Origin of the sequence: Saccharopolyspora sp. ID03-671, from assembly GCF_045278815.1 — a bacterium.
GTDB lineage: Bacteria > Actinomycetota > Actinomycetes > Mycobacteriales > Pseudonocardiaceae > Saccharopolyspora > Saccharopolyspora ipomoeae.
This window is the reverse complement of sequence record NZ_CP134054.1, coordinates 3,415,571-3,430,773: the sequence shown is the minus strand read 5'-3', so window position 1 is coordinate 3,430,773 and position 15,203 is coordinate 3,415,571. Positions and strand designations below refer to the sequence as shown.

Annotated in this window: 10 protein-coding genes and 1 pseudogene; 8 read left to right on the top strand and 3 right to left on the bottom strand. The window is 72.1% G+C overall.

The genetic code is table 11. The annotated features are described in order from the left end of the window. Positions 1-53: 53 nt before the first annotated feature. Together REH65_RS15690 and REH65_RS15685 are read left to right on the top strand one after the other, a co-directional pair. Positions 54-479, top strand: coding sequence for a DUF350 domain-containing protein (locus tag REH65_RS15690; RefSeq protein ID WP_281457016.1), 426 nt, complete (start codon positions 54-56; stop codon positions 477-479). Positions 480-486: 7 nt separating this feature from the next. Further along, positions 487-2,076 (top strand): polyamine aminopropyltransferase, encoded by a 1,590-nt coding sequence (locus tag REH65_RS15685; protein ID WP_406692975.1) that lies wholly within the window; start codon positions 487-489, stop codon positions 2,074-2,076. 61 nt (positions 2,077-2,137) lie between these two features. On the opposite strand, the pseudogene REH65_RS15680 reads toward REH65_RS15685, so the two are convergent. Beyond that, a pseudogene (locus tag REH65_RS15680) lies at positions 2,138-3,237 on the bottom strand (LacI family DNA-binding transcriptional regulator). A 186-nt stretch (positions 3,238-3,423) separates the two neighbouring features. Between REH65_RS15680 and REH65_RS15675 the strand changes: the two are divergent. The 4 genes from REH65_RS15675 (at position 3,424) to REH65_RS15660 (ending at position 7,547) form a co-directional block, all read left to right on the top strand. Further along, positions 3,424-4,518 (top strand): ABC transporter ATP-binding protein, encoded by a 1,095-nt coding sequence (locus tag REH65_RS15675; RefSeq protein WP_406692974.1) that lies wholly within the window; start codon positions 3,424-3,426, stop codon positions 4,516-4,518. Between the two features lie 235 nt (positions 4,519-4,753). After that, on the top strand, positions 4,754-5,788 hold the full coding sequence (locus REH65_RS15670; protein WP_406692973.1) for a metal ABC transporter solute-binding protein, Zn/Mn family: 1,035 nt from the start codon (positions 4,754-4,756) through the stop codon (positions 5,786-5,788). Continuing rightward, a complete protein-coding gene (locus REH65_RS15665) occupies positions 5,785-6,672 on the top strand; it encodes a metal ABC transporter ATP-binding protein (RefSeq protein ID WP_406692972.1) in 888 nt (295 codons plus the stop codon). Before REH65_RS15670 ends, REH65_RS15665 begins: the two co-directional genes overlap by 4 nt. Before the next feature lie 44 nt (positions 6,673-6,716). Beyond that, positions 6,717-7,547, top strand: coding sequence for a metal ABC transporter permease (locus tag REH65_RS15660; RefSeq protein ID WP_281457080.1), 831 nt, complete (start codon positions 6,717-6,719; stop codon positions 7,545-7,547). A 4-nt stretch (positions 7,548-7,551) separates the two neighbouring features. On the opposite strand, the gene REH65_RS15655 is transcribed toward REH65_RS15660, so the two are convergent. Next, positions 7,552-8,586: an ADP-ribosylglycohydrolase family protein gene (locus tag REH65_RS15655; protein ID WP_281457011.1), complete on the bottom strand. Its 1,035-nt coding sequence runs from the start codon at positions 8,584-8,586 to the stop codon at positions 7,552-7,554. 252 nt (positions 8,587-8,838) lie between these two features. Here REH65_RS15655 and REH65_RS15650 point away from each other — a divergent pair, with 252 nt between their 5' ends. Then, on the top strand, positions 8,839-11,640 hold the full coding sequence (locus REH65_RS15650; RefSeq protein ID WP_406693176.1) for a BTAD domain-containing putative transcriptional regulator: 2,802 nt from the start codon (positions 8,839-8,841) through the stop codon (positions 11,638-11,640). Positions 11,641-12,075: 435 nt separating this feature from the next. Here REH65_RS15650 and REH65_RS15645 read toward each other — a convergent pair whose 3' ends face one another. Continuing rightward, entirely contained in the window at positions 12,076-12,858 is a 783-nt protein-coding gene (locus REH65_RS15645; RefSeq protein ID WP_281457010.1) for an SGNH/GDSL hydrolase family protein, read from the bottom strand. Positions 12,859-13,375: 517 nt separating this feature from the next. Between REH65_RS15645 and REH65_RS15640 the strand changes: the two genes are divergently transcribed. Then, positions 13,376-15,181 carry a hypothetical protein gene (locus REH65_RS15640; RefSeq protein ID WP_406692971.1) on the top strand — a complete coding sequence of 602 codons (1,806 nt, stop codon included), beginning with the start codon at positions 13,376-13,378 and terminating at the stop codon, positions 15,179-15,181. Positions 15,182-15,203: the final 22 nt, after the last annotated feature.

Sequence of the window (15,203 nt, the reverse complement as noted above, 5' to 3'; positions counted from 1 at the left end):
GGCTCAGGCCGGGCCGCCGCGCTGACGCACCACGACACGGAAGGCACACCACCTTGCTCAACGAACTGCTCGCCGGCCTGTTCGCCGCGGTCGCCTACGGGGTGATCGGCGTGGCGATGATGGCCCTCGGCTACGTGCTCGTCGACCTCGCGACCCCGGGCAAGCTGCGCGACCTGATCTGGGTCAACCGCAACCCGAACGCCGCGCTGCTGCTGGTCTCCGGTCTGCTCGGCGTCGGGATCATCCTCACCACCGCGATCATGGCCAGCGCCAACGACCTGCTGCTCGGCCTGATCGGCACGGTCGCCTACGGCCTGCTCGGGCTGATCCTGATGAGCCTGTCGTTCCTGCTCATCGACGCCATCACGCCCGGCAAGCTCGGCGACGAGCTGGCCTCCCCGGACATGCACCCGGCGACCTGGGTGTCGGCGTCCGCGCACCTGGTGCTCGCGGTGCTGATGGCTGCCGCGATCTACTGATGATCCGGTGACGACGACCGAAGCCGCTCCGGCGCAGGAGGACTCGCCCCCGGCACGGCGGAACCGCGCGGCGCGGTTCGCGGTGCTGGTGGCGGTGTTCGTCTGCGCCGCCTGCGGACTGGTCTACGAGCTCGCGCTGGTCGCGCTCGGCAGCTACCTGATCGGCGACACCATCGGGCAGGCCTCGATCGTGCTGTCGCTGATGGTGTTCGCGATGGGCGTCGGGGCGCTGGCCGCGAAACCGCTCCAGCCGTGGGCGGCGGCGTCCTTCGCCGGGATCGAGCTGCTGCTGGCGCTGCTCGGCGGGCTCAGCGTGCTCGGGCTCTACGCGGCGTTCGCGTGGCTGAGCCTGTACCTGCCCGCGCTGATCGCGACCGCGCTGGTGCTGGGACTGCTCATCGGCGCCGAGATCCCGCTGCTGATGGTGCTGCTGCAGCGCATCCGCAGCCAGGACGCGGGGTCGGCGGTCGCCGACCTGTTCGCCGCGGACTACGTCGGCGGCCTGGTGGGCGGCCTGGCGTTCCCGTTCCTGCTGCTGCCGCTGTTCGGGCAGGTGCAGGGCGCGCTGCTGGTCGGGATGGTCAACGCCGCCGCCGGGCTGGGCCTGGTGCTCACGGTGTTCCGCCGCGAGCTGTCCAAGCGGGCCCGGCTGCTGCTGATCGGCGCGTCGGCCCTGGTGGCGGGTCTGCTGCTGGGTGCCTACGCCTACGCCGACGACTTCGAGGTCACCGCGCGGCAGGCGCTGTACTCCGCCCCCGTGGTGCACGCCGAGCGCACGCCCTACCAGGACGTGGTGCTCACCGAGTCGGCGTCGCTGAGCGGCGTGCGGGACACGCGGCTGTTCCTCAACGGGGACCTGCAGTTCAGCTCGATCGACGAGTACCGGTACCACGAAGCGCTGGTGCACCCGGCGATGAGCGGCCCGCGCGGGCGGGTGCTGGTGCTCGGCGGCGGGGACGGCCTGGCGCTCCGGGAGGTCCTGCGCTACCCGGACGTGCGCGAGGTGACGCTGGTCGACCTCGACCCGGCCGTGCTGGAGCTGGCGCGCAGCGACGAGCGGGTGTCGTCGCTGAACCGCGACGCGTTCCGCGACCCGAGGGTGCGCGCGATCCCGGCGGACGCGTTCAGCTGGCTGCGGGAGAACCGGGACCGCTACGACGTGGTGTTCGTCGACATGCCGGACGCCGACTCGACGGCGACCGCGAAGCTGTACTCCGCCGAGTTCTACGGCCTGGTGGACCACGCCATGACCGACCGGGGGCGGATGGTCGTGCAGGCCGGGTCGCCGTACTTCGCGCCGAAGGCGTACTGGTGCGTCGAGGCGACGCTGCGCTCGCTGGGCCTGGCCACCACGCCCTACGAGGTCTCCGTCCCGGCCTTCGGCGAGTGGGGGTTCCACCTGGTCACCCGGGGTTCGGCGGCTCCGGAACCCCGGCTGCCCGACGACGCCCCGCCGCTGCGCTCCCTCGACGCGGCCACGCTCCGGGCGGCGCAGGCGTTCCCACCGGACCGCGCCCGCCTCCCGGACCTGCAGCCCTCGACGCTGATGCACCCGACGATCCTCGACTACGCCCAGGGCGAGTGGACCAACTACTGACCCGACCCGGTTCCAACGGAACTCGGGGACCCGATTCCCATTGAAATCGGGTCACCCCGGGTCACGGGCCGAACCAGAACTCCTCGCCGGAGCGGGGCGGTCCCGAGGTGGAGCCGGTGATGAGCTGGGTCTCCAGCTGGATGTGGCGGGGGCGGCTGGGCTCGGCGGTCTCCAGCAGGAGGCGACCGGCGGCGCGGCCCTTCTCCAGCCAGGGCTGGCGGACCGTGGTGAGCCCGGCGCGCTCGGCGTCCGGGATGCCGTCGAAGCCGGTGATGGTGAGGTCTTCCGGCACGCGCAGGCCGCGGTTGCGGGCCTCGCGCAGCGCGCCGAGCGCCAGGATGTCCGAGGTGCACACCAGCGCGGTGATCTCCGGGTCGATCTCCAGCGCCTGCGCGGCGGCGGAGGCGCCCGAGTCCAGCGTGTGGTCGAAGCGCTCCACGACCGGCACCGTCGTCCAGTCCACGCCGGCCTCGCTGAACTCCTCGGCGAGCGCGGTCAGGCGGGCCTTCTGCACGTGGAAGCTGGCGTTGGCCTGCCGCTGCACGGTGGCGGGGCCGTCGTTGCGGCCGCGCGCCAGGCGCATGCACAGCACGCCGATCCGCCGGTGGCCGAGCCCGATCAGGTGGTCGGCGACGGCCTTGATGGCCTTGCGGTCGTCCGGGCCGACCCAGTCGAGGTTGTCGAGGCGCGGCTGGTCGCACACCACGACCGGGACGGGCGCTCCAGCACGGCGGCCAGGTGCGGGTCGTCCTCGGGAACGGAGTAGACGACGAAGCCGTCGACGCCGGCGCGGTGCACCGAGGCGACGTCCTCGCGCTCGGGGCTGGCCGGGATGAGCGTCAGCCCCTGCCCGGCGTCCTCGCAGGCCAGCGCGAGTCCCTCCAGGAAGCCGACGGCTCCCGGGTCGCGGAACGCGTAGGAGAGGTTCTCGGTGAGCAGCAGGCCGACCGCACCCGCCTTGCGGGTGCGCAGCGAGCGTGCGACCGGGTCCGGTCCCGGGTACCCGAGCCGCCGCGCCGTCTCCAGGACGCGCTTGCGCAGCTCGGGGGACAGCTGATCCGGACGGTTGTAGGCGTTCGACACCGTCGTCCGGGAGACCCCGAGTTCCGCAGCGAGCGACGCGAGGGTCGCAGGCCGCCGGGCATTCGTTGACCGCGCCATGCAGGAACCGTAACGGTTCAGAACCCGAGGGTGAAGCGAGCATGACCTACGTCCCACTGATGTTCGAACGTCGAACACGGAACGATGTAGGCTGATCACTGTCCGAAATGGTTCCCTCGGGGGAGTGACGGAAACACTTTCGGCGGATAGCGTCCTCTGGACCATTTGTAGTGAAGGGTGTCACATATGGCTGAGGTCGCGTACGTCAACGCCTCGCGCGTCTACCCCGGCAGCCCGCCGGTCAAGGCGGTCGACCAGCTGGAGCTGGACGTCGCCGACGGTGAGTTCCTCGTTCTGGTGGGGCCCTCCGGGTCCGGGAAGTCCACGGCGTTGCGCATGCTGGCCGGGCTCGAGGACATCGACGAGGGCGGTATTTCCATCGGTGGCAGCGATGTCACCAACACCCCGCCGAAGGCGCGGGACATCGCGATGGTCTTCCAGTCCTACGCGCTCTACCCGCACATGACGGTCGCGGAGAACATGGGCTTCGCGCTCAAGCTGCGCAAGACGCCGAAGGCCGTCATCAACGAGAAGGTGACCGAGGCCGCGCGCATGCTCGACCTCGAGAAGTACCTGGACCGCAAGCCGAAGGCGCTGTCCGGCGGTCAGCGCCAGCGGGTCGCGATGGGTCGCGCGATCGTCCGCGAGCCCAGCGTGTTCCTGATGGACGAGCCGCTGTCCAACTTGGACGCCAAGCTGCGCGTGGAGACCCGCGCCAACATCGCCGCACTGCAGAAGCGGCTCGGCACCACGACCATCTACGTCACCCACGACCAGGTCGAGGCGATGACGATGGGCCACCGCGTGGCGGTGCTCAAGGACGGCCTGCTGCAGCAGGTGGCCTCGCCGCGCGAGCTCTACGAGAACCCGGCGAACGCGTTCGTCGCGGGCTTCATCGGCTCCCCGGCCATGAACCTCAAGACGGTGCCGCTGAGCAGCGAGGGCGCGGTGCTCGACGGCACCACGGTCCCGCTTTCCCGCGAGGCGCTGGCCGCTGCCGGCGACCTCAAGGAGGTCACCTTCGGCGTCCGCCCCGAGGCCCTGGAGCTGACCTCCAGCGACTCCGAGGGCCTGGACATGACCGTCGAGCTGGTCGAGGAGCTGGGTGCCGACGCGCTCATCCACGGCTCGATCACGGTCGGCGGCTCCTCGGAGCGCTTCGTCGTCCGCGCCGACGGCCGCACGCCCCCGGCGCTGGGCCAGAACGTCAAGGTCGCCCTCCGCGACGCCGGTGAGGTGCACCTGTTCCACCCCGAAACGGGCGTCCGCCTGGCCGCCTGATCGGTTTCGGTCGCCGCTGTCTCCTGCGGGGTCGGCGATCGCGCCAACGCCCTCGTCCGGTTTCCGGGCGGGGGCGTTGGCGCTGCTTGTGGGGCATGTCGCGTTCGGAAATACGACGGGCTCTAGTGCGTTTGGTTGAAGGGTGCTTAGACTGCAGTTGACAACGGTTTCCGTTACCGTTCGCATCTGGAGTCGCTCGACAGCGTCCTGACCTGATCACCCGGGAGTGCCATCCATGACCGTCCGCAGCCGCACCGCTGTGACCGCTTTAGCCGGATTGACCGTCGGCGCCATCGCGCTGAGCGGCTGCTCGGCGGGGGAGACCGCCGCGCCCGGGCCCGATGACAAGATCAAGATCGTCGCGTCGACAAGCGTCTGGGGCAGCGTCGCGCAGGCCGTCGGCGGCGACGCCGTCGAGGTCGAGTCGATCATCAGCGACGCCGGTGCCGACCCGCACTCGTACGAGAGCAGCCCGCAGGACGCCGCCAAGATCAGCGACGCGAACCTGGTGGTGCTCAACGGCGGTGGCTACGACGAGTTCATGACCCAGGTCCTGGGGCAGAACGCCAAGCCGACCGTGCAGGCCGTCGACTCCGAGCACCCCGAGCCCGCCCCGGCGGAGGGCGAGCACGCGGGCGAGCAGCACGCCGGTGAGCCGCACGCCGGTGAGCCGCACGCCGAGGAACCGCACGCCGGTGAGCCGCACGCGGAGGAGCCCGCCGGTGGTCACGAGGGTCATGACCACTCGGTCAACGAGCACGTCTGGTACGACCTGCACGTCGTGCACGAGGTCGCGGACAAGATCGCCGCGGAGCTCGGCAAGATCCAGCCGGGCAAGGCCCAGCAGTTCGAGGCCAACGCCGCCGGGTTCGAGCAGCAGGTCGCCGGGCTGGAGGGCCGGGTCGGCGAGATCGCCGCAGCGCACCAGGGCAAGCCGGTGATCGTCACCGAGCCGGTGGCGCACTACATGATCGAGTCCGCCAAGCTGAACGACGTGACCCCGCCGTCGTTCGTCAACGCCATCGAGTCCGAGACCGACCCCTCGGCGGCCGCCGTCGCCGACGTGCAGAACGCGATCAACGCGCGTCAGGCCGTCGCCGTCATCTACAACCCGCAGACCGAATCGCCGGTCACCCGCAACGTGCGCACCGCCGCCGACGCGCAGCGGATCCCGGTCGTGGAGATGACCGAGACGCTGCCGGAGGGCGCCGGTTACGTGCAGTGGATGGACGCGCAGATCACCGCATTGCAAGGTGCCCTCAACCGATGACCTCTGAACAGCTCGCGGACACCCCGGAACCGGTGGACGCAGAACCGGTGGACGCAGACCCGGCGGCGGCTCAGGCCGGCGCCGGGTCTCCGGCCGTCTCGCTGCGCGGCGCGACGCTGGCCTACGGCGAGCGGACCCTGTGGTCCGGCCTGGACCTCGACGTCGCGCCGGGCGAGTTCGTGGCCGTGCTCGGCCCGAACGGCTCGGGCAAGACCAGCCTGCTCCGGGTGCTGCTCGGGTTGCAGGAGCTCAACTCCGGGACCGTCCACATCGGAGGGGAATCGGCGCGGCGGGGCAGCGACCGGATCGGCTACATCCCGCAGCAGCGGGCGCTGGAGGCCAACGTCACGGTGCGCGGCAGCGACCTCGTCGGTCTCGGCCTCGACGGTCACCACTGGGGTCTGGGCTTCGGCGGGCGCCGCGAGCGCAAGCGCCGGGTCGCCGACGCGCTGCGCGCGGTCGAGGCCACCGAGTACGCGAGAATGCCGGTCGGCCTGCTCTCCGGCGGTGAGCAGCAGCGGCTGCGGGTGGCGCAGGCGCTGGTCAGCGACCCGTCGGTGCTGCTGTGCGACGAGCCGCTGCTGTCGCTGGACCTCTCGCACCAGCGCAAGGTCTCCCGGCTGATCGCCGAGCAGGCCCGCCGCACCGACGCGGGCGTGCTGTTCGTGACGCACGAGATCAACCCGGTGCTGCCGCTGGTGGACCGGGTGCTGTACCTGGTCGACGGCCGGTTCCGGATCGGCACGCCGGACGAGGTGATGAACTCCGAAACGCTCTCGGAGCTCTACCGGACCGACGTCGAGGTCGCCCGCGTGGGCGGCCGTCTCGTCGTGGCCGGGGCCGAGAACGACGAGCACCACGTGGTGGGGGCGGACGAAGCGTGAACGACGTCGTTGAGTCGCTGAGCAAGGTGCTCGACTTCGACACCATGATCAACCTGCTCGGCTACCCGTTCGTGCAGCAGGCGCTGCTGGCGGCCGCCGCGCTCGGCCTCGTGTCGGGTTGCCTGGCGCCGCTGGTGGTCGCGCGCAAGATGTCCTTCGCCGTGCACGGCACCGCCGAGCTGGCCTTCACCGGTGCCGCCGCGGCGCTGCTGGTCGGGGTGAGCGTCGGCGTCGGCGCGCTGGCCGGTGCGGTCGTGGCGGCGCTGCTGCTGGGCCTGCTGGGCCAGAAGCAGACCGAACGCGACTCGGTGATCGGCGCGATCCTGTCGTTCGGGCTGGGCGTCGGCGTGTTCCTGCTGTGGCTGAACCCGGAGCGCACCGCCAACAAGTTCAGCCTGCTGGTCGGGCAGATCGTCGGCGTGGACTCCTCCGACGTGCTGTTGCTCAGCGGCTGCGCGGTGGTGGTGCTGCTGGTGCTGGCCTTCGTGTACCGGCCACTGCTGTTCGCCAGCGTCGACCCCGACGTCGCCACCGCGCGCGGTGTGCCGACCCGCGTGCTGACCCCGCTGTTCGCGGTCCTGGTCGGCGTCGCCACGGCTCTCGGCGTCTACACCGTCGGTGCGCTGCTGGTGCTGGCCCTGATGGTCACGCCGGGCGCCGCCGCGGCGCGGGTGACCGCGAGCCCGGTCCGCGCGACGGTCCTGGCCGTGGTGTTCGCCGAAGTCGCCGTGCTGGGCGGCATCCTGCTGTCGCTGGCGCCGGGCGCGCCGGTGAGCGCCTTCGTCACGATCATCTCGTTCGTGATCTACCTGGTCTGCCGGGCCATCGGCAGCCGCCGCCTCGCTCGCGCCTCCCGGGCCCCGGTTCCGGCCTGAGGTCTCAGGCCAGTCCGAGGTAGCGGCGCTCGTTGAACGGCTCTCCGGAGCAGGAGGCGCCGAGGTCGTGGCCGATGCGCTCGATGACGTCGGCCAGTTCCAGGCGCGCCAGCCAGTTCCGGGGCAGGACGGCGGTGCCGTGGCGGGCGCCGAGGATGCTGCCGGTGACCGCCGCGGTGGAGTCGCTGTGCCCGGAGTGGTTGACCGCCAAGCGGATCGCGTCGGCGAACTGCTCGGGCTTGGGCAGCGCGAGCGCGCAGTAGACGCCGATGGCCAGCGCTTCCGGGCCGATCCAGCCCTGGCCCAGGCGTTCGACGTGACCGACGCTGGCGCCGAGCCGGGCCAGGGTCGCGGCTTCGGCGAGCGCGTTGGCGGTCTCGAAGTCCTCGCGCAGCACGCGTCCCGCGGCCTGGTCGACGGCCGCGGGCAACCGGCGCTGCTGCACGGCGACCAGGTGCACGATCAGCGCCAGCGCACCCGCCGAGGACCAGCCGCCGACTCCGCCGTGCGTGAGAGCCGCGCACTGGCAGGCCAGCTGGTAGGCCATCTCGGAGGTGGGGGAGAAGCCGATGGGGGTGCTGCGGTCCAGGCCGCCGCAGCCCTTGGAGGTGTTGCGCGGCCGGTCCGGCGTGCCGAGCTCGGGTTCCTCCAGCGCGCGCAGGCTGGTCAGGCCGGGCGCGCGGCTCACGTAGAGCTCGGGTTCGGCGAGCAGGCCGGTGGCGCCGGGCGCGGGCTTGTCCTCCTGCTGGGTCAGCAGCCAGCGGCGCAGCGCAGCGGCGGTGGATTCGACGGGCCGCCACTGGCCACCGCTGTTGCCCGTGGTCCACGCGTGCAGGTAGCCCTCGCCGGCGAACAGCGCCATCTGGGTGGCGTCGCCGAGCATCGCCTGCGGGGCGGGTTCGGTGAGTCCGTCCGGTCCGAACTCGGCGCGGATGTCCTCCAGCGGCGAGTACTCCACCAGGGTGCCGAGCGAGTCGCCGAGGGCGCCGCCCAGCAGGCAACCCACCGCCCGATCGACCACTGTGGACGTCGTCGGCACGGGTGGTGCTCCTTCCGCGGCGTCCTGCTGCGCCACTCGTTCGGGTGATCGACGTACTCAGACTTTACTTGCCCGCTCCGGCGGCCGGGAGACGTTCACCTGAGACGAAAGCGGAGACAGATGTTCCGCCTGGTGAATCGGGCATACTCCATTGGTGTGAGCGGTGTGAACGCCTCGGTCTCGACTCCGTCTCGGATCGCTACCGTGTGTCGGTCACGCCAGACGTAGGCCGGAAGTCGGATTTGGGTGAAGATGACGCCGCTGGGCAGCTTAGGGGGGACCGCGGGCTTCGAATTCCGCCTGCTCGGTCCTCTCGAGGTGCGCCTCGACGGCGTTCCGCTGGAAGTCGGTCGCACGCCGGTGCGCGCGCTGCTGGCCTGCCTGCTGCTGGAGCCCAACCAGGTCGTGCCGATGGACCGGCTGATCGACACCCTGTGGGACGACGAACCCCCGGCCAGCGCCCGCACCATCATCCAGGGCTACGTCTCCCGGCTGCGGAAGTTCTTCGGCACCAGCGGTCCTGAGATCATCACCCGCGCGCCCGGCTACCTGCTGCGCGTCGACGGGGAGCGCATCGACGCGCACCGCGCGCGCAGCCTCATCAGCCGGGCGCACGGACTCGAACCCGCCGAGCGATCGCGCCTGCTCACCGAGGCCCTGGAGCTGTGGAGCGGTTCGGTGCTCGCCGACATCGCGGGCAGCAGGCTGCACCGGATGGTCGCGCCCAACCTCGACGAGCTCCGGCTGCTGGCGCTGGAGGAGCGCATCGCCGCCGACCTCGAACTCGGCAGGCACCACCAGCTCATCGCCGAACTGTCCACACTGGTCGACCAGCACCCGATCCGGGAGCGGCTGGCCGGGCAGCTGATGCTGGCCAACTACCGCGCCGGGCACCGCGCCGAGGCGCAGGCCCGCTACCACGAGTTGCGGCACCGGCTGTCCCACGAGCTCGGCATCGACCCCGGCCCCGAACTGCGCGAGCTCTACGAGAAGCTGCTGCGCGACGACCCGGCGCTGCGCAACCACCCCAGCCGCGCCGAACCCGGCCTCGGCATCCGGCGCCCCGTCCCGGCCGAACTCCCGCCCGCACCGGCCGGTTTCGTCGGCCGGCGGCTGGAGTTCGCGACGCTGAACGCGATGCTGGAGACCCGCGAGAAGGGCTCCAGCCTGATCACCGTGCTCACCGGCACCGCCGGTGTCGGCAAGAGCGCACTGGCGCTGACCTGGTCGCACCGGGTCGCCGAGGAGTTCCCCGACGGCCAGCTCTACGCCTCGCTGCGCGGTTTCGACTCCGAGCACCAGCCGCTCACCCCCGGTGAGGCGCTGACCAGCATGCTCAAGACGCTCGGCGTCGCCTCCGACGCGATCCCGGTCGAGCTCGACGACCGCACCGCGCTCTACCGGTCGCTGCTGGCGAAGCGGAAGGTGCTGGTGCTGCTGGACAACGCCCGCGACTCCGACCAGGTGCTGCCGCTGCTGCCGGGCAGCGCGGCCTCGCTGGTCGTGGTCACCAGCAGGCGCAGGCTCGACGGGCTCGTGGTGCGCTCGGGCGCGCGGGTGCTGCCGCTGGAGACGCTGCCCACCGAGAGCGCCATCGAACTGCTCGACCGCGCAGGGGTTCCCGGCAAGTCCGCCGCCGAACCCGACGCGGCCGCCGAGCTCGCCGAGCTGTGCGGCGGGCTGCCGCTGGCGCTGCGCATCGCCGCCGCCCGGCTGGCCGCCAACCCGGCGCGCGGCGTCTCCGACCTGGTGCACGAGCTCACCGACGAGCGAAACCGGTTGCAGGCGCTGGACATCGACGACGACGCCGACACCAGCGTGCGCCGCGCCTTCGACATCTCCTACCGCAGCCTGCCGCCGGTGCACGCCGAGACCTTCCGGATGCTCGGCCTGATCCCCGGCCAGACCTTCACCGCTCACGCGGTGGCCGCGCTGTGCGACACCGATCCGGCCTCCGCGCAGCGCAGGCTGCGGGCGCTGGCCCTGGCGCACCTGGTCACCGAGCCGGAACCGGACCGGTTCGGCATGCACGACCTGCTGCGCGCCTACGCCCGCGAACTCCCCGCCGGGGCCGACGACTCCGCGGCGCTGCGCCGACTGCTGGGGCACTACCTGTGCGCCGCCGATCACGCCCGCCGCTTCCTGCGGCCGACCCGCGACGAGCTCGACTTCTGCGCGCAGGGCGACCACCGGCCGGAGGTCGGGTCCCGCTCGCAGGCCCTGGAGTGGTTCGACGCCGAGTGGCCGAACCTCGTCGCCGCGGTCCGCGCCGCCAAGCTCGCCGGGATGCACGACATGGCCTGGCCGTTGGCCCGGCTGCAGTTCAACTACCTCATGGTCCGCTGCCCGTGGGAGGACTGGCTCCGCGTCTACACCGACGGCGCCGAATCCGCCCGCGCCGTGGGAGATCCCGTCGGCAAGGTGCTCATGTCCGCGGGTCTCGGCGTCGCCTGCGCCCGCTCCGGCAAGCTCGACGAGGCGCTGGCGCACTACGAGGAGTCCTACCGGGTCGCCGTCCAGACCGGCGACTCCGAGCGGCTCGCGATGACCCAGGTCAACCTCTCCAGCGCGCTGTTCCGGCTGGGCCGCTACGAAGAGGCCAAGATCCACTCCAAGGACGCGCTCAAGGTCTACCGCTCGCTCGGCGACCGCTACTTCGTGGCCGGGGCGCTCAACAACCTCGCGATGGTCGAGCAGGTCAACGGCGAGCTGGAGGCCGCGCTGCGGCACCTGCGCGAGGCCGAGGGCCTCTACCGCGAGGCCGACGACCTGGAAACCCTGGCGATGGTGCTCAACAACTGCGGCGAGGTCAGCGTCGAGCTCGGCAACCTCGACGACGGTGAGCGCTTCCACCACGAGGCCCTCGAAGTGGCCCGGCAGTGCGGTTCGGCGGTCCGGCAGGCCTCGGCCAACCTCGGTCTCGGGGACGTCGCGCGGCTCCGCGGCGACGTCCCCGTCGCCTGCACCCGTTGGGAAACCGCGCTGTCGATCTTCGAGGCCGAGGGATCTCCGCAGGTCAGAGAGGTTCGACAGCGGCTCGACGAGGCCGGTTGAGGATCGTTTAGCGCGCGTTTAGCGGACGTGTAGGGCCGACTGGGAACTTGATCGTGCGGATCGATCCGTGCTTGATCCGCGCACGGGCGGCTCTGGGGGGAGTCCAAGGGGGGATTGTCGCCCCGGTCGTCCCGGTCGTTCGCGGCCGGGACGACCGCAGGGGGTGCAGGGCATCCGGGAAGCCGGGTGTGGGGGTGTGACGAGCGCTCGGACGGTTCGGGGGAGCCGCCCGAGCGCTCGTCTTTTCTATTGCTTTGTCCCTTGGTCCCCTTGCTCAGCGGTGCGGGTGGGGGAACCTGAGCGGCTCCGTGGACTCCGCGCGCCACTCCTGATGTATGCCAATACACGGCGTCGCGGCGTGCTCGCCACGAAGCCGCTCAGAACCCCCGGCGGTGCGGGCTGCTCAGGTGGTGAAAGAGCAAGCGCCTTCGGCGCTTACCCGCAGTTCGTGGGCATTTTTTCCAGGCAGGGGCGCTTGGCTGTGCGGCCGTCTCCGCTGGAGACTCCTCGGAGGCGGCGGCTGATCCAGGGGGCGAGGTACTCGCGGGCCCACTTGATGTCCTCGGCGGCCTGCTCCTGCCAGCTGCGCTCGTCCAGGTCCGGCCAGGGCTCGTTCCAGTCCTCGGTGGTGGGCACTCCCAGCGCCGAGCAGGCGCGCAGCGCGACGCGGCGGTGGCCGTCGGCGGACAGGTGCAGCCGGTCCTCGCACCAGGCGCGCGGGTCCTTGAGGACCTGCATCGACCACAGGTCCATGACGTAGCAGCCGTGCCGGTCGGCGATCGAGCGCAGGTGCGAGTTGTAGGTGCCGACCTTGCCGCGCACGTGCTTGAGGACCGGGGTGCGCGCGGTGTCGAAGCCGGTGCCGATGAGCACGTCGGCTCCGGTCGCGCGGATCCGGGCGACCGCGTCGTCGAAGAGCGCGGCCACCAGGTCCGGGTCGCTGCCCGGCCGGATGATGTCGTTGCCGCCCGCGGTCAGCGCGACCAGCGAGGGTTCGAGCGCGATGGCCTGCGGGACCTGGTCGGTGACGATCTGCCGGATCAGCTTGCCGCGCACCGCCAGGTTGGCGTAGCGCAGATCCGGGTTCTGCTCGGTGAGATGCGCGGCGAGCCGGTCGGCCCAGCCGCGGTAGACGTCGTGCTCCTCAGTGGCATCGGCCAGACCTTCGGTGAAGCTGTCTCCCAGCGCGACGAAGCTGTCCCAGCGCCCCGATCCCATGTCGACCCGTCCTCCCTGCTCTTCCCACCCTCGTGTTGGTGCGGAATCAACAGTGGCCCTCCGGAACGTACCTACGCCACCGAAGGTTCCCGGCGAGTGACTAACGGCACTGGGCAGTCTAGAAATTATGTCCGTTTGGTCGGTTGACTTGATCGAAACGATGCTCTTCCTTGACGTGCGGTGCATCAGCTCGTCCGGCGGCAGGGGGCGGGATCTTGGCGGGAAACACCGATACGGATGAACGTCAGCTGCTAATGTCCTTCGGCGGTAACAGAAGTGACAAGGGGGCTCACGATGACGCGATCGCTGCAGGTCACAGCTCGACGCGCGTCCGCTCGCAGGACGCCGGAGCAGCCGTTGCGCGCTCTCGCCGTCGTGGCCGGTTGATGGGGAACGACGACATGGGGCAGTGCGTCGATTCCGTTGTGGGCGTCGGTTCCGTTGTGGGCGTCGATCCCATTGTGGCCGCGATTCCGATCGCCGGTCTCCGCAACCGTCCTCTACAGCTGGGGGAATCGTGACGGCACCGCAGAATCCGGCGTCCGCGCCGGGGCCGGCGGGCTTCGAGGCGCCGAACCGGCGAGGTGGTCCCGAGACCGGTGGCCGGCGCCGAGCAGAACCACCGCTGCGCGGATCGCTCAGCGACGCCGGGCCCGCTGGCCCGCCGCCCGCACCTCCCGCGCGCCCGGGCCCGCCCGCGCCGCGCCCGGGACGCCTCGACGTGCGCGCCGAGCTGGCCGCGCTCGCCGGTGAGGCGCACCCGTTCGCCTTCTGGCAGCGCGCCGAACAGCTCCCGGATCGCTTCGAGCAGGAGCAGCGCGGAGCGGGTTCCGCTCCGCCGAACCGCCCCGCCGAGCCCTCGCGCCCGTCCACCGGCGGTCTCCCGTCGCTCTCCGGCGATCTCGGCGGAGGCGGTTCCGCGCCGCCGCCGGAGCCTCCGGTGGCCGAGCCCGCCGACTTACCCGGGCCCGCTGACCTGCCCGGTTCCGCCGACTTGCCTGGTTCTGCTGGACTGCCCGGATCTGCTGGATTGTCGGGTTCCCTGGCGGAGCCGGACGAACCGCGTCACGGGCGCCCGGAAGGCGCCAGCCTGAGCGGATCGCTGCTCCCACCGCCCGAAAACCGCCGCCCCGCACCGCCTTCGGAGCCTGGTCCGGCTCCGGCGCCCACGTCGACGCCCGCTCCGGTGCCCGCGCCGGAGAGCGGACCGCAGGTGCGCGACGGCGTGCTGCGCGGCCCGCTGGCGGACGGGCCCACGAGCGGGCCGATCCCGCAGGCGCCCGGTCCTCGGCCTTTGGACGCCGCACCTGCACCTGAACCCGACGTTCCGCCGGGTGGGGACGCCGTCACGAGGACTTCGCCACCACCGCAGAACAGGCCCCAGTCGGGCCCCCAGTCGGGCCCCCAGTCGGGCCCCCAGTCGGGTCCGCGACCGATGGGGCCTCCGCCGGGGCCGCCGAGCGGACCGATGCCGCAGGTCGGGCCGCCTCCCGGGGCGCCGAGTCAGCAGCCGTCGGGGCCCCAGCAGCCGTCGGGGCCGCAGCAGCCGCCCCCGTCCCCGCCCGCGGGCACCCCTGGGGTTCCGAACGGTGGTCCGCCCCGTCCGCAGGGGCCGCCGCCGATGGCGCCGCCTCCGCCGCGACCGGCCGGACCACCGATGCCGCCGCCGCAGGCGGAGCAGCCGGTGGAACCGCCGGTCGGCCCGCAGCCGCCCGCGCCCCAATCTCCGGCACCCCAGCCTCCGGCACCGCAACCCGCTGCCCAGCACTCGGCTGCACCCCAGCCGCCCGCGCCGCAGCCGCCGGGACCGCAGCAGCCCGCACCGCCGGTGCCGCAGGCGCCTGCCCAGCAGCCGCCCCCACCCCCGGCACCCGGACCGCAGCGACCTGCCCAGCCGCCCGCGCAGCAGCCGCCTCCCGCGCAGCCGCCGCCGCGGCCTGAGACGTCGCGGGCTCCGGAGGCTCCCGAGCAGCGGCCGGAGCAGCAGCGGCCGAAGACGCGGACGGTCCGGACGCCGAAGGTCACCGAGCGCCCCGACGGCGGGTTCGGCCCGATGGGCTCGGCAGGTTCCTGGTCGAGCGGCTCGGGTCGTCCCGGTTACGGGCGCAACACCTCGTGGTCGGCCGACGACTTCAAGGAGGAGCGCCGCGAGGGCGGTGACGACCTGCGCGCCGGGGCCGGCTACAAGCCGGGCGAGTCCGGCAGCGGAGCCGTGCCGCAGTTCCTCATCGAGGCCGACGAGCTGTGGGACGACGATGACGGCGGCCGGCTCGTGGCGCCGCCGGTGCTCGGTGAGTCCCCGGCGAGCTTCCGGGACTTCTGACGGGCCGGTGAACCCCGGGCGG

Excerpts from the sequence above, each read along its gene's own strand:
- REH65_RS15675 (WP_406692974.1), top strand. The coding sequence starts at position 3,424 with ATGGCTGAGGTCGCGTACGTCAACGCCTCGCGCGTCTACCCCGGCAGC.
- REH65_RS15670 (WP_406692973.1), top strand. The coding sequence starts at position 4,754 with ATGACCGTCCGCAGCCGCACCGCTGTGACCGCTTTAGCCGGATTGACC.
- REH65_RS15665 (WP_406692972.1), top strand. The coding sequence starts at position 5,785 with ATGACCTCTGAACAGCTCGCGGACACCCCGGAACCGGTGGACGCAGAA.
- REH65_RS15660 (WP_281457080.1), top strand. The coding sequence starts at position 6,717 with ATGATCAACCTGCTCGGCTACCCGTTCGTGCAGCAGGCGCTGCTGGCG.
- REH65_RS15650 (WP_406693176.1), top strand. The coding sequence starts at position 8,839 with ATGACGCCGCTGGGCAGCTTAGGGGGGACCGCGGGCTTCGAATTCCGC.
- REH65_RS15645 (WP_281457010.1), bottom strand. The coding sequence starts at position 12,858 with ATGGGATCGGGGCGCTGGGACAGCTTCGTCGCGCTGGGAGACAGCTTC.